We start from the raw sequence: 13,797 nt of genomic DNA, 5'->3' as shown, positions 1-13,797 counted from the left end.
ACTAGCATCTCGCTTCCTGTGGATAACTTGTGTTTATTTTTAATCTCATTAGCATTTGACACCATGCCCTTTTTATAAAACCCCTTGCCTTGTAAGGATTTATTACATATTAATACGTGAATTGTATTGATTACTTATCCCCATTTTCTGTGGATAACTCTGTGAATACACTCTGGTTATAGACTAAAATCCAGCACTTAAAAGGATGCTTGCTCTTTTTGCAAAGTGTCATAAAAAACAATGCTGCAAATACTATCTTGCGACAGTCCTTCCCATTCTCAAAGTGTATACTTCCAGATCATTCATTTCGATCGATTTGTGTATTGAGATGATTTGCCCTGGTTTTATGCGCTATAGTATAAACAAGGTCTTACAACAGAGAGTGCCATGGCAGATATCATTAATCTTAATAAAAAAAGAAAGGCTAAAGTCCGCTTGGAAAAAGAAATAAAAGCATCTGAAAATCGCATAAAATTTGGAAGGACAAAAAAAGAAAAGCAACAGGAAAAACAAGAGAATGAACGCAGTGAACGTCATCTGGATGGTCACAAGCTGGATAAAAAAGAGGAAAAATAAAGACAGGAACTCTTTTAATAGAGACAGGACTTACGAAAAACTCCAAGGTCAAGGCAAAAAATGTTTTTAATGAGGGAGTTTAGATAAACTAAATGACCGAATTAAAAACATTTTTTAACATAGAGATTGGAGTTTTTCGTAAGTCCTGAGAGATTTTGATTTTTAAGCTCCAACAGGAAAGCACCCTCTCCTCAAGAAGGTGCTTGGTTCCAATCGATTAATAAGTTAATGAAGAACAGCAGGTGTCCCCTTTTTCCTGTACTTTGCCTTGAGGAAGATCCATAGCCGGATTCCTCTTAAAAAAACCAAAAGGCTGAAGCTTGGCAGAAATGATCGAAGTAGGCATGACCGGAAAGTCTTCAGGTCTTGGAAAATGCGTAGACCCCAGCGTTACCCACAAGACCAAATTGTCATTGTCTATTTTACGGTTCTGTTTAATGTAAGCAGGTAAACCACAGCCACCAGAACTCTGATTGGGATAATCTCCTGCTGCGTATTTTTCCTGTGGGTCATATTGTGTTACCCACACCTGCTTGCTGGCGAATCCCCCGCGTTTATAAATATAACTCTCTTCATCTGCCAGCAGTAAAGGGGTTTCTGGCAATTCCAGTTTATAAGCTGGTGCTGTGCCAATGCTATTGACGCTATTGGGATTGAATATCTTCCAGGTTCTCTGGGTTTGCGCACAAGCCAAGCGGGCTGCCTCACCTTCATGTTCAAATGTTTTCTGGCTACTGCCAAACGCATTTCCATAGGGATTTTTTCCACCCATGGCGATAGGATAAAACTCGTGTTCACTGAATGAGTTCTTTTCACCATCAACCATCATATGAAGGCGGGCATTGAAAAAATGCTGATGCGTAGGTGCTGCCAACTCCGGTGTCAATTTCCCTCCCCATTCATACTGAGCCTCAGGAAATATTGCCGCTGTTTGTACAATACCAGTCAATTTTATTTCCAGTTTGAGGCTGCCATCCTGTCCAAATCGCCAGTAAAAGCCATAGTCGTAGTTACCTATCGTAGTAAAAAAGCTGACGACCAACTCTCGAGCACGGCGAACCTCGAAGGTGCTGTTGCGTGTTTCATAATGCTTCCACAGGGTGCCCGCGTCTTCTTCGTGCATGCAAATTGCATTTTTAATCAATCTGGCATTGCCAAAATCATCCGCCGCAGGAACGTCAAAATAATAAATATTGCCTAAACAATCACATCCGAGCTTTAGTTCATTTGCCAATTTGCCAAGACCATATTCACCCGCATCAAAAGCGCTTTTCCAGTAATGACTCACGGAAGGGTCCGCATAGGGGACTATCATATCCGTCACACTGGCCCGGTAAATAATTGGCCTTTCTTTCCCTTCATCCAGGTATTTGATCTGGTGCAAAACCAATCCCTCACGCGGCGTAAACCCAACATGGAATGACCAATTTTGCCAATTGACTTGCCAGCCATTTACTTTAAAACTTGGTCCTTCTGCTTGAATAATATCCAGTGGTTTTAAGTCCTTGCGTTTTTCAGGATAAGAATCCGAATCGTAATTGATTTTTTCTTTAGGAATTGGGACATTGCGGCCGTCATCAATGACACGCAATACCTTCTCATTGCCAAGGTCTACTATCGCGACAACCCCTTCAATGGGACGGGCATAACCATTATCCTTTAAATTATCACGGTAAAAACTTATCCCTTTGACAATCCGTTGTTCTCTCTCTTCCTCTTCATCAAAATAGCCGGCAGAAAATGCGTCTACTTGAATGTTGTCAATTTGTTCATCATCAAGCCCACGCTTTTCCATCGCGGCTCTCCAGGTCGGATCGGCTTTAACGATTTGCTCACATTTTTGAAAATCCTCAATTAAAATAGGCGGCTTACCATAGGGTGGCACTTCGAGGACAATCTGTTTCCATTCCACAACTTTTTTACTGTTGAGGTTTACGACTGCTTCAAAGGTTTCATTCGTTTTTTTATTAAAAACAGAGAGAAAAGCGCAACGGTCGAAATCAGTATCACTTGAATGCAAGACTTCTTTTTGAGGCGGTTCGTAAGTCATTACCCAGGCAAACCGATAACTGTCAGACAGTTCTTTTTCTCGTTTTAAAATATCACAACTTTCCTGAATTTCTTCAAGAGTTAAGGGATCTAACACATGCATATTGACATCCTTTACATATTAAAAAAACCGATATTGCTCTTTGCGTTAGCTAAAGAGACAGCACGTTGAAGTAATTAGATAGAAATACAAAAGCGGTATGTCGCTAAGAATAGTCGGATAGGCGGTGTGCGGTATGGTATTTTTTAATTAGTGAATACAACATAAGCTTATCAAATTAAAAGTCAGGCCTTTTAAAGGTGGTATACTATTTAATCTCATGGCGCTCACATTAGGCGATGCAACCATTAAAGGTGCACGTTATATCATTCTAATCGGCTTGAATCAAATAGTTGTCCATGCACTTACCACATTGGCTTAATCGGTTTATGCGTAATCGCGCATGCCCAAATTTTTTTGGAAAAAAATCGACTTCGTCAAGACTGTTTTTTTATTTTTTTTTTTGTTACGATGTAAATCGCTTAACATCTAAATTGCATCTCACCCTGTGAATAACTATTTTTATTTTTCAATCTCTGACCGCCTGAGATCCTGCACATTTTACAAAACCCCTTGCCCTACAAGGACTTATTAGGTATTGATACCTAGATTGCATTAATCACTTATCCCCATTTTCTGTGGATAACTCTGTGAATACACTCTGGTTATACCCTAAATTCCGGCACTTAGAAGGATGCTTGTTCTTTTTGCAAAGTGGAACCCTTTTTAAATTTTAAAAGGGCCTAATCTTTATTGACCAAATAGGATTTGGCCAAGTAAATTCCCATGTTAAGATTTCTCCGAAAATTTATTACAAGGAAATATAGATGTCGTATTCAAAAATCGATGTACTTGAACGCAAATGGAGTTCACTAGAAGCAATAGTAAAATCATATACAGATCCTGTTGAATATCACTTACCCGAAATCAAAAAATTAATGACGGCAGAGTTTGTTGTTGATTTCAGTAGCCATGCTATTTATCTCCATACAGAATATGTACATCGTTTCACCCAGCAATTAATTAATTTGCGAAATACCTCACCAAATAATGAAAAATTACTTTACATTCATCAATTATGGACAGATCTGTTAAATTGCAGAAATCAAAATCCTCTTAAAATTAAACACCACAAAAAGTTAGATGGCGAATGTACCTTTAATTTTTCGTTAAAAATGATGGAAGGTAAGCCCTATGGCTTCAAAGAAGTTCAGATTTTAGATCCCAATAATACTGCTGAACTTAATAAAGCAATGGGGGAAATTAAACGTATCGATTCTTTAGCCCATGGAGCAAACTTTGGCGATTTGCCTTTTATAGGGGATATCGTCCTATCTTCAATGTTACATTATAAAGAGACTATTTGTTTTATTGCCAAAGATAAAAACGACGAAGTCATTGGGTATTGTTGGGGAATGATGTTACGAGATATTCCTGCTGGTGAAAAGGATAAAGTCAATGTATTTTGGGTAATGAATTTAGCCAAGCATCCAGATTTTTATGATCCTAATATTAAAGTTGGGGAGGCATTGCGACAACATTTAGCAAATACCTTATCTAAGAATCCTGATTGTCATTTTCTGGGTTATGAACATGTTTTAAATCATAACTTTCATTTAGCAATAGTCGATGGAGGAATACCAAAGAAGGAAGAAACGATAAGTATTGGCCAGAATCAATACCAGGCTAAATCCTTTGTTAAATATGAATCTTTAAAAATGCAATACGATCGCAAACATATCATTAAAACCAATAACCATCAGTATCCCTACCCCAAAGTGGACGTCATCAAATCCAATTTCTTCACTGCTCTTTGGTATGCAGCCCCAAATGCCTTTGATTTTATTTTAGGTGGTATGTTAATTTACGGTCGGGCTTATTATCAGCAATGGACACATTCCATGTTGGGACAACCGGTAACACATAGAATTGAGAAACCTATTTCACAAGAGCAACAAATTTGTGACATGAACATTTTAAAAAGAATTATATTAAGTGACGTATGGGGACAGCAAGGGACCACATTGTTTTTTGATGCATGCATCCCTGACACGATTCAAAAGCTGCAACAATTAGTCAAAGAAGATCAAATTGAATTCGCTAGTTTGCAACAATGTGTTGCAAAAAGTGGCTGGGCCTTATGCAGAAGCAAATTGACCGCTTACTTTTATTTTGCCATTACACAAAGTCAATATCCTAGTGCAGCGATCAACTTATTGATACAAAACGAGATTACACCTAAAAAATGGATTGAATTAATCAGTGAAGAGCGTCAAATATCTGCTCAGCAAAGCAGTGAAAGAGCTTCCATCTAAGGGAGGACTAAATACTCCATTTTGTTTAAGAAAATTAAAGCTTACCCTGGTTCATGGTAACAATGACTTATTGAGAAACGCTTTGAGGGATAAATATTTGCCATAAGCTAAGTGAGTTGAAATAATTTTTTGGATAGGTACACCTAATTGGTATAAATGAAAAATTTTTTCCTTATCTTTATCATACATCGCTGCCTCCATGCCCCCTTTGGGTTTGCCAAGTTTAATACCCTTTGCAGAACGGGCACGCAATCCTTCTTATGAATCAACTGCAGGATATGGTCAGACTCTATTTGGAAGTTAACACAAGAATTCTTAACGGCTCAAAGTGCAATAATATCTCATCAAAACATAGACAACTAACCGTGCCCCAAATAAAATTAAATTTGAGTTCCAGATACCACTAACCAGAAAGAATAATTAACTAATTTTTGGTACTACCTTACTCCCCTTGTAATTTTTGAATCAGCTCTTTTTCCCTTGCGCGTTCAATAGCCTCATGCAATCTTTTTTCAAATATGTCTGCACGCTGACACAATTATATAATAACTAAAAATAATGTCTTCATGCAGACACAATCGAAGAGAAAATAGGGCAAGGAAAATAAACTGGGGGGTTCTTTATCCCTATGGCCTATTCTCTCGCTCGACAAAATCAATGTTAATCTTCAAACTGATTTGCGGTGTGTAATGTATCCGAGAAAGCCCCATCACTGGTTACAATTTCTTTTTGCATATATACATGAATCAAGGAATTGTCAGGCCAAGGCCAGACCTGCGCTTGCTCGTAATTGAGTCAATACGGCGACTATTATTAAACCGTCACCGCGTTATAGCCTTAATGTCCAATACGGTTCATCGTCCTGCCCCCCTGAAATATTTTCATGGAAACAGGGGGCGTCATGAATTTACTACCTGTTCCTTGTTGGACTTCCATAAGCTTCGTTTTCCCGTAAGGATTCGAATAGTTTAGTGCCCTGATGGATAGCCACGCCACGAGCAAACATGCCCAAAGCGGCTAGGCCGACTAAAGGATAAAACCCTTTCACACCATTCGCCTGATAAATTCGTTTCGCCATGTTGGGAATGTTTACTGATTCAACAGCCGTTTTTTGATTAAGTCCAATTACACTTAAGGGATTACTAAAGGTATACCCCACAATGCCAGCTATGCCACCTACCATCACACCGTCACTAATTTTTTCATTTAACCACTCTTTGGCATTAAAATAAATTCCATATTGAATGCAGTCACGCATCGCGATGGCATTCATGCCTGAGCCCAATCGTTTTAAATTGAGTGTATTAAGAGATACATTAGTCATCAGTCTTGCTTTCACAACAGAAACAGGCGCAGTAAGGTAAACGGTCGTGAGACCGGCCAGGAATCCGGAATAATTTTTTGCTTGCTGTTCATTCCCTGAAAGTGCATAAAGCGCCCTTTCACTCCCATATTTTGCGGGAAAAAACACCACATTCTTTAGGCAAGAGTTTAAAAGAGCCACAGGATAACCTTTGACAGGGTGCTCTAAATAAGCTCGATAAGCCTGTACATACAGGCTATTATTCCAGCTGGTCGAAAAACTTCCGTTCATCCCCCCAGCAAACAAATTTTTGATACCACGCCATGGATGTTGAGCCACTTCCGAGGAGGCTTTCGTAGCAATGGCCAATGGCTTGTCGAATAAACCAAACGTCATGGTCGTGCTGGTTGCGCCAACAATGGCTCCTTTTGCCACGTTTTCAGAGAACTCTTCCTTATTAAACGATTTTGCATTAGGGCCAGGTATTGTTTTGTCTTTCATTACTTATTACTCTTAAATCATACGACGTGCGCAATTGATCTGTAATAATATAATGCTATCCTTAACCAGACATTAACTGGTCGATTATTTTTAACTTAACTTGCTTTGCACCAACGCAACGGACTACAAATGAAATACTCCTTGTTGCAAGCGTTAGCGAAGGAACCAAGATCGAGCTTTGGACTCAACTCGGTACCCGGTTGCTTCGTTTGTATGACATGAAACCATCATAGTGTCCTCTGCAAAGATTAACTACACAGGATTGTTATGCGAAATAAAGATGAAAAAGCGAAAGAGGTTGTCACTGATTCAAGATGTGCCGAAGTCAATCGGCTTACCCATCTGATTACAGGGGCAATCCTTGCCGACAATTGTTTTTTCCCAAGCGGCACCTATTCAATAATACTTATGGTATCAAGCTCACAACCGCCTCGGGAAAAAACTACACCTAGGCTGTAAACAAAGCCTGAATGCGATCATGCCACTTGCCAAAAGCACAGAATAAAGCAAATGGCTTTTTTAAGAATCGCTCAATAAAAAGGGTTCTTTTATTCATTTCACCAAAAGAACTTTTCATCATTTATTATCTAACCATCAGAATACTATTTATTGACCCTGGCAAATTTTATCGGCCATATACCCGATAGCCCCGGTATAATAAATGGAGTTATTATAACGCAGTATCATCTTGTAGTTGGGAACCGCAGGGAAGGTCGGACCTTGGCCCGACAAAATCAATGTTAATCTTTAAACTGATTTGTCGTGTGTAATGTATCCAAGAAAGCCAAATTACTGGTTATAATTTCTTTTTGCATATATCCATAAATCAAGGAATTGTCAGGCCAAGGCGCGACCTACGCTTGCTGATTGAGCTTCACCCTGCTTCTATGTTTAATTTCATGACAATCAGACTAAAGAAAAAAAAGGCCTAATTACTAAGGTCAATAGACCATTTTTTTAGCCAATTACTAGCTAATATTTGAGCTTTTTCTATTTGTTCCCTTGTCATTTTATTAGCAATAGCATCTCTTAATTTGGCAGCATCCTCTACCCCATTTGCTGATGCTAAATTAAAAAGTGCATGCGCAATTGTATTATTTTGCAATACACCATGGCCTTTCATATACATAATGCCTAAATTATATTGAGCAGAAGGATTATTGGAGCTGGAACATGATTTCATATACCAATCAATTGCTAACTTATAATTTTGAGGCACTCCTTTTCCAGTTGAGTACATATAGCCCAATTCAAATTGGGGTATACATGAACCATTTGAAGATTGGTCAAAAATGGAAAGATATTTAAATGACTCCTGATATCTTTCTCCATAAAATAATTCTTCGGCATACAAAATAAAATCAAGACTACAACTATCTTTATAAGTATATTCTTTACCCTTTGGATAATTCATAATCACTTTATCATTAGCAAATTTATAGCAAATTTCAGCTCTTTTTGATGTATTTTTATACTCATTTAAAATTAATGAAGTATAAGTAGCACTGAACATTTTTTGCTCGTTCAATTTAATTTTAAATTCTCAAAATAAAGAGAATTAAAACATATTTTCAAGGACTTTTTATCAACTGCCTCGACAACCCAACTACCGTCTGGTATGCATAATACTTTTATAGCATCAATAGATCCATGATTTGCAAGAGTGCGATATAAGTTTGTTGCTTTTTTTGAGTAATTGTTTTTTGTTGATAGCCGATTATCTTGCTTCTCTTTTACGATATCAAGAAGCAGAGAATACGTAGCTAATGCATCATTTGCTTTTGCTCCACAAAAATTTGTTTTTTTCGCCTGGAATAACAGTGTATTAATTTCTTCTTTACTTAATTTATTTTCCTTAATTAATTTGATCATATTAGATTTGAAGTTTTTTAAAAATAAATTCTTTACATTGAATTGATCATCTATATGACTAATTTTATCTTCTAATTCTTTATTAAAACAATTCGATACACTTGATTCATTTAAAATCAAATTATTTTCAGTATCAATTTTTCCTGTTGATTGCACATCGACACTGAATACTAATAAAGTCGTAAATACTAAAAATGAATTTTTTAATTTTTTCATTACTTCTCAATTTAAAAATATAAATGGACTATGGTGTGGAATACCATTATATTTATTTGCAGCTAAATGATCGATTTTTATCCACAAATCTATCTATTGATTTTGGAAATAAAAAATATGATAGAAATTTTATTAAAATCTACGGATATTAATCAAAAATCGGATAACAAAACGAATTACCTTTTCAATAGTATTTTCTTATAAGGGAGATACTCTTATGTATTAATAAATAGGAGTTTGCGAACATTGGCTCTTTAGAGATAAACATATTTCTTTTCGAATATTTATTTCAGATCAGTTTGCTTAAAAAGTCTACTTTTAGAATTAATCAAACCTAACAACTTAAAATGAATATAATTTATTTGACTGTGATGTTCAAAGTTCCTGAAGTCAGTTCATCTTGAAATACTATAATAACGAACCTGTTATTATATTCTTTAACTTCATATGCAGGGAGTTTTGAATCGGGTGAATTCACTTCCACCGTGCCTATTTTCACCGGGGTATCAAAAGTTATATACAGATTTGATATAGTTATTTTGTGTGTAATTCCTTGGTTATCTACTGTAACAAAGCAATTTCTAAGTAAATACCACCGCCACAAATTTTCGGATGAAAGTAGTTTTGGATTTCTGGTATCTCCGTAAAAATGAAAAGTAAGCTCAGCTCTCAACGCTAAATTTGGTTTTCTTTTATTAAAAAAGAGGCCAACAGCTATTCCAATAAGAAATGCCCCTATAATTAAACCAAGAACCCCCACCCAAGTTGGAATCGCGGGCCATACAATAGGTATAACAACAGAAATAATTGAAATTGCAATCCCAATCATACCTTCAATCATTTTTAATTCCTGGAAAAAGTGGCGTTTTATATTTCTTAGGTCAATTTTGGTTTGAGAGCTCAAGAAAGCTATTAGGTGATTATCTCATTTAACTGTCTTCTTGTCGGTTATCTGCATCATCATAGACAACATTTTTGTTTCTTTTTCCGACTGCTATGACGGTTACAATTAATTTATTATCATTAACTTGATACACCAAACGATAACCAGATTGACGTAATTTTATTTTATAGCAATTTTTTAAAGAGCCTCTTAAGCCAGCCGAAGCCACATGTGGATTTTCTAAACGGCGTTTTAACACTTTCTTAAATTCTTCTTGAAGGTTTTTCCCCAGCTTTTTCCATTCTTTTAAAGCTAAAGGATGAAAATGAAGCTCATAAATCATCAATATTTACCTTTATTGAGGTAAAAGGTGCTGACAAACGCTCTTCTACTATTTTATGTAGTTCATTCTCATCAATCAAATCCATTAGTTTTTCAAATGTTTCAACAGGAATTAAATATGCTGCCGCTGTATTGTGGTTAAGAATAGCAACAGGTTTTCCATGAGCATCATTAATGAGCTTAGTGGGGTTCTTTTTTAATTCACTAATGCTCGCTACTTGTGTAGCAAATAAAGTTTGCATAATAAGACCTTAAATAATTAATTATAGTCTTATTTTAGGTCTTTATTTTGGTCTTGTCTAGAATTTTTTATTTGCATGTAATAATAGCTAGACAAACAATTCTTCAATTGTTGCTTGCATTTCTTCCTGACTTGGTTTGGCGTATCTAAAAATTTCCTTAATGGAAACATTGCCACTAAGTTCTTGAGCAAAATGCACTCCATGTTTATCAGTGACCCTCTTTAAAAAAGTATACCGCAATTTATGGGGAGTAAATGCAAATTTTTCCTGCTCTGGTAAAAAAGCCAATGCTTGCTTTAAAACTCGCTAGCATATCCTATAAACATCTAAAGTCTGCAGGCGAGTTCCATATTGGGCAATAAATAATAGTTCATCATCTTGAACTTCTCTTTTTTCCAAATATTGATCTAGATAGCCCCTACTCTCCTGGGGTAATGGAATTTTTTGACTAATACGTTTTGATTTATGGCGTAAGACATTGCACAGTCCTTTTTGACGATATTGGGCTGCATTTAATGAAACCACTTGGGTCTCTCTCGAAGTCCTGTACCTAACAACAAATAAAAGAGTTCTGTTTCCATTAATGGGTTTTGGTTCTTACGAGTGCAACTTTTAATACGTTGTTTACATGCGGATCTCAAAAGCATCAATTGACGTGACGTTAATCCATTCCAATCTGGTGCATCTGTTTATAGATCTTTGACCTGTGCTAGTGGGTCCCCCACCAATAAAGGACGCTGTTGATGAAGCCATCAACCCGCATGGCAAATCGTTGCCATCGTCCGATTAATTGAATTGGCTTTATAAGGTTTTCCTGTGGATTTGGGACATAAAAACAGGCCTTAGTTAATATTTAAAATAGTCATCACATAAATTGCATATTTTTACTGCATATTATTTGCTTGTCTTCTTCTCGAGCATAATCAATAGTTGGAAACATATATATAAAACTATCCTCGGCAATAAGGTCTCTAACAATACTAAAGTGCTTCTCAGTAGCTTTTCCAGAACACAAATCCACCATAAATTCATTTATTAATCCGGCCACTAAGTCTGCTATTTGCAAAGCAGCATAATTTTCTGAATTTTCAAATTCAAAACTATGTATTGGTAAGTAATCAGGAAAAACATAAAAGCACATATCTTGCACTTTTGAATTTGATATCCTTGGCTTATCCCTTGCAATCCCTTGTAATTTATTAATAATCCATTCTCTTTTTTTTAATACCCAGGAAACATCATGGACTACATCAAAATTATTACCATCAAAAAAATATGTCCAGTGGTTTAGTAACTGGTACACGCAGGGTAAAGTTGTATCTAACCAAGAAGGTTTGACAGTCTCATCTTGAAATGATTCGCCATTAATTAATTTCACACAGTTTTCAAAAGTAGTATTTAAAATCCAGTTATAAATCAAAGCTGCATGCCCACATTTATTTTTTAAAATTTCAATATGTTTAATTAACGATTCATACCCACTCTCTGACCTCTTTTCTATAAAAGATGAATACAGCTCGATCAACTTCAATATATAGTCTAATCCTTTAATTCTAATAAAATGAAACCATAAATCATACATCCTAGAAAAGGCCCAATCTGGATCACCTGTAATATGAGATTTGTCAGGAAATTTTTTTTCATAAGCGCTATCGTGAAATAAAGTTAAAAAGGAATGAAAAAGAAAGAGGGGTTTATATACTGAATATACTTTAAAACAAGAATCTCCATTATTTTTTAATTCAAGCAGTACATTATAACATTTATCAATCCGTCCTTTTTTTCCAAGCTTTGAATATTTTACTTCTTTAGCTTGAGTTTGAGGGAAATGACTTTCCAGAATTTTTTGCAATTTTTTTCAGAAAAATTATGTGAAGCAAATGTAATACAAGGCTGTATCTTATCTTTGAATCCCTGCTCGGTATTACCTGACTCATCAAAATAAATGACATTTACACTTTGACTCCTTCCCATTCGTTGTATTTCCTTTTTAGGCTTAGTCACATTATGAACTTCTCAACCCATTTTGAATATTTGCTCCTGCAGCCTTAATTTTAGCCTCACCACTTTATTAAACGGATTACTCACTCAACAATGAGTTCAGATCCAGTATAAACACATTCAACTCATTTCATTGGTTGATATATTTATAAGTGTAGTCTTTCCTATCTCAACAATCTTGCAAATTGACTGAATCGAATGACTTTTATTAGCATAAAGTGTTTTCAATAACTCTTTTTGCTCATCACTAAGTTTTTCTGGTCTACCACCTTGACGCCCTCGATCTCTAGCCGCTTCAACTCCAGCAAGAGTCCGCTCTTTAATTAAGCTGCGCTCAAACTCAGAAAGTGCTCCAAATACATGGAACATAAACTTGCCTGAAGATGTTTCTATATTAATAGACTCAGTAACGCTATGAAAACCTATTCCTTTTTTTCCTAGCTTACTTAAATATGAAATAAGATGTTTAGAGACCGTCCTAACCTGTCCAAACGCCATACAACCAAAGCATGCCCTTCTCTAAGGAAATTTTCAACTTTCTCTAAACCCGATCGTTCAGATACAGGAACACTAATCTTATCCGTAAAAAATTACCCACATCCTGCCTCTTTCAATTCATCCAATTGTAAATCTAAATTTTTTTTATGTGTTGAGACTCTGGCATAACCTACTCTCATTATTATTCTTTATTGTTCAGAAAGGCTAAAAGAATAGATTAAAATGAGCTTTGATTTATTTATAGGGTTTTCGAACTGGTTTTCGCGATGAAATACAAATTTTTGAACATCGATTTTATTCGTCCGCAAACCCATCGTTTTAAGAACCTGGTTGTAGATCATATCGTTAAGTTATATTTGATGAAATCAGGTGAATTAGGTAAATAAATGTGGTTTTATCAAGCATAACTCTTGGACTTAAGCCTGTCTCGATTACTCGACACTTTTGTTTTCATTAATTATCTTTTTGAGAATAGTTTGTTTACTTGGCCATTGTTCAATCAAAGACTTATTCAATTGTGGACAATTTTGGGCAAACCAGGGGCCAAATTGTATCAGGATCAAAGGAATTCTCGGTTTGATGCATTCTTCCAACTCTTTGTGAGCTGCTTTTTTGCATAGATTCTTTTTTGCGATGCAGTTTTTATAATATCGTCGCTTAATTGCTGCCAGTTTTCTGGCGGGGTTACTCCTAAAAATGTTTCTGTCATAATTTTGGGCAGGATATTGTGACTGATAGAGGCAAATTTCTTTGGATTGATGTTTTCCTCGCAAAACTCATGCTGTAAGAGCTTATTGATTTGTTTTCCAATCCGTTCTGCTTGCTCTATGTTAAAACAGGGGAGCAAATTAGCAGAGTCCAATTGCGACAATGGTTTCGCCATGAGTAAATTGCTGCTTAAAAGCAGTCCTAAACAAATTAATATCTTCGTCATTTTTTTATCCTTGGCGTTTCCTAAC

At 36.0% G+C, this 13,797-nt stretch carries 14 protein-coding genes and 3 pseudogenes; 2 read left to right on the top strand and 15 right to left on the bottom strand.

Annotated elements, in window-relative coordinates:
- Positions 1–387 precede the first annotated feature (387 nt).
- Positions 388–576, top strand: a complete 189-nt coding sequence (locus OQI99_RS12530) for a DUF4169 family protein (RefSeq protein ID WP_061513058.1) — start codon at positions 388–390, stop codon at positions 574–576.
- 217 nt (positions 577–793) lie between these two features.
- On the opposite strand, the gene OQI99_RS12525 is transcribed toward OQI99_RS12530, so the two are convergent.
- Positions 794–2,728: a primary-amine oxidase gene (locus OQI99_RS12525; protein ID WP_061513057.1), complete on the bottom strand. Its 1,935-nt coding sequence runs from the start codon at positions 2,726–2,728 to the stop codon at positions 794–796.
- Between the two features lie 764 nt (positions 2,729–3,492).
- Here OQI99_RS12525 and OQI99_RS12520 point away from each other — a divergent pair.
- Positions 3,493–4,980, top strand: a complete 1,488-nt coding sequence (locus OQI99_RS12520) for a lpg2912 family Dot/Icm T4SS effector (RefSeq protein WP_061513056.1) — start codon at positions 3,493–3,495, stop codon at positions 4,978–4,980.
- A gap of 51 nt (positions 4,981–5,031) precedes the next feature.
- On the opposite strand, the gene OQI99_RS12515 is transcribed toward OQI99_RS12520, so the two are convergent.
- The 14 genes and pseudogenes from OQI99_RS12515 to OQI99_RS12450 form a co-directional block, all read right to left on the bottom strand.
- Positions 5,032–5,169 (bottom strand): hypothetical protein, encoded by a 138-nt coding sequence (locus tag OQI99_RS12515; protein WP_241495165.1) that lies wholly within the window; start codon positions 5,167–5,169, stop codon positions 5,032–5,034.
- A 721-nt stretch (positions 5,170–5,890) separates the two neighbouring features.
- On the bottom strand, positions 5,891–6,784 hold the full coding sequence (locus OQI99_RS12510; protein WP_061513054.1) for a hypothetical protein: 894 nt from the start codon (positions 6,782–6,784) through the stop codon (positions 5,891–5,893).
- Between the two features lie 448 nt (positions 6,785–7,232).
- Entirely contained in the window at positions 7,233–7,364 is a 132-nt protein-coding gene (locus OQI99_RS12505) for a hypothetical protein (RefSeq protein WP_265732116.1), read from the bottom strand.
- Positions 7,365–7,390: 26 nt separating this feature from the next.
- Positions 7,391–7,504: pseudogene (locus tag OQI99_RS12500) on the bottom strand (lytic murein transglycosylase); the annotation flags it as partial.
- 208 nt (positions 7,505–7,712) lie between these two features.
- Complete coding sequence (locus tag OQI99_RS12495; protein ID WP_265732115.1) at positions 7,713–8,312, bottom strand: tetratricopeptide repeat protein; 600 nt, start codon at positions 8,310–8,312, stop codon at positions 7,713–7,715.
- Positions 8,309–8,872: a hypothetical protein gene (locus OQI99_RS12490; RefSeq protein WP_061513051.1), complete on the bottom strand. Its 564-nt coding sequence runs from the start codon at positions 8,870–8,872 to the stop codon at positions 8,309–8,311. Before OQI99_RS12490 ends, OQI99_RS12495 begins: the two co-directional genes overlap by 4 nt.
- A 358-nt stretch (positions 8,873–9,230) precedes the next feature.
- The gene (locus tag OQI99_RS12485) at positions 9,231–9,713 is read right to left on the bottom strand and encodes a hypothetical protein (RefSeq protein WP_061513050.1); all 483 of its coding nucleotides are present in this window, start codon (positions 9,711–9,713) and stop codon (positions 9,231–9,233) included.
- Between the two features lie 88 nt (positions 9,714–9,801).
- Positions 9,802–10,098 (bottom strand): type II toxin-antitoxin system RelE family toxin, encoded by a 297-nt coding sequence (locus tag OQI99_RS12480; protein ID WP_014842909.1) that lies wholly within the window; start codon positions 10,096–10,098, stop codon positions 9,802–9,804.
- Entirely contained in the window at positions 10,088–10,339 is a 252-nt protein-coding gene (locus OQI99_RS12475; protein ID WP_027266056.1) for a type II toxin-antitoxin system prevent-host-death family antitoxin, read from the bottom strand. Before OQI99_RS12475 ends, OQI99_RS12480 begins: the two co-directional genes overlap by 11 nt.
- Positions 10,340–10,426: 87 nt before the next feature.
- The gene (locus OQI99_RS12470; protein WP_236708780.1) at positions 10,427–10,627 is read right to left on the bottom strand and encodes a hypothetical protein; all 201 of its coding nucleotides are present in this window, start codon (positions 10,625–10,627) and stop codon (positions 10,427–10,429) included.
- An 18-nt stretch (positions 10,628–10,645) separates the two neighbouring features.
- Positions 10,646–10,864 (bottom strand): hypothetical protein, encoded by a 219-nt coding sequence (locus tag OQI99_RS12465; RefSeq protein ID WP_241495164.1) that lies wholly within the window; start codon positions 10,862–10,864, stop codon positions 10,646–10,648.
- A gap of 340 nt (positions 10,865–11,204) precedes the next feature.
- Entirely contained in the window at positions 11,205–12,191 is a 987-nt protein-coding gene (locus OQI99_RS12460) for a DUF3800 domain-containing protein (protein ID WP_061513049.1), read from the bottom strand.
- Between the two features lie 269 nt (positions 12,192–12,460).
- A pseudogene (locus OQI99_RS16265) lies at positions 12,461–13,017 on the bottom strand (recombinase family protein).
- A gap of 252 nt (positions 13,018–13,269) precedes the next feature.
- A pseudogene (locus OQI99_RS12450) lies at positions 13,270–13,772 on the bottom strand (hypothetical protein).
- Between the last annotated feature and the right edge of the window lie 25 nt (positions 13,773–13,797).

This window comes from Legionella sp. PATHC039 (assembly GCF_026191275.1).
GTDB lineage: Bacteria > Pseudomonadota > Gammaproteobacteria > Legionellales > Legionellaceae > Legionella > Legionella pneumophila.
Note: the sequence above shows the minus strand (reverse complement) of the source record. Positions and strands in the feature narration are given on the sequence as shown.

Coding starts and splice junctions, on each gene's coding strand:
- OQI99_RS12530 (WP_061513058.1), top strand. CDS start 388: ATGGCAGATATCATTAATCTTAATAAAAAAAGAAAGGCTAAAGTCCGC.
- OQI99_RS12525 (WP_061513057.1), bottom strand. CDS start 2,728: ATGCATGTGTTAGATCCCTTAACTCTTGAAGAAATTCAGGAAAGTTGT.
- OQI99_RS12520 (WP_061513056.1), top strand. CDS start 3,493: ATGTCGTATTCAAAAATCGATGTACTTGAACGCAAATGGAGTTCACTA.
- OQI99_RS12515 (WP_241495165.1), bottom strand. CDS start 5,169: ATGTATGATAAAGATAAGGAAAAAATTTTTCATTTATACCAATTAGGT.
- OQI99_RS12510 (WP_061513054.1), bottom strand. CDS start 6,784: ATGAAAGACAAAACAATACCTGGCCCTAATGCAAAATCGTTTAATAAG.
- OQI99_RS12505 (WP_265732116.1), bottom strand. CDS start 7,364: ATGATGAAAAGTTCTTTTGGTGAAATGAATAAAAGAACCCTTTTTATT.
- OQI99_RS12490 (WP_061513051.1), bottom strand. CDS start 8,872: ATGAAAAAATTAAAAAATTCATTTTTAGTATTTACGACTTTATTAGTA.
- OQI99_RS12485 (WP_061513050.1), bottom strand. CDS start 9,713: ATGATTGAAGGTATGATTGGGATTGCAATTTCAATTATTTCTGTTGTT.
- OQI99_RS12480 (WP_014842909.1), bottom strand. CDS start 10,098: ATGATTTATGAGCTTCATTTTCATCCTTTAGCTTTAAAAGAATGGAAA.
- OQI99_RS12475 (WP_027266056.1), bottom strand. CDS start 10,339: ATGCAAACTTTATTTGCTACACAAGTAGCGAGCATTAGTGAATTAAAA.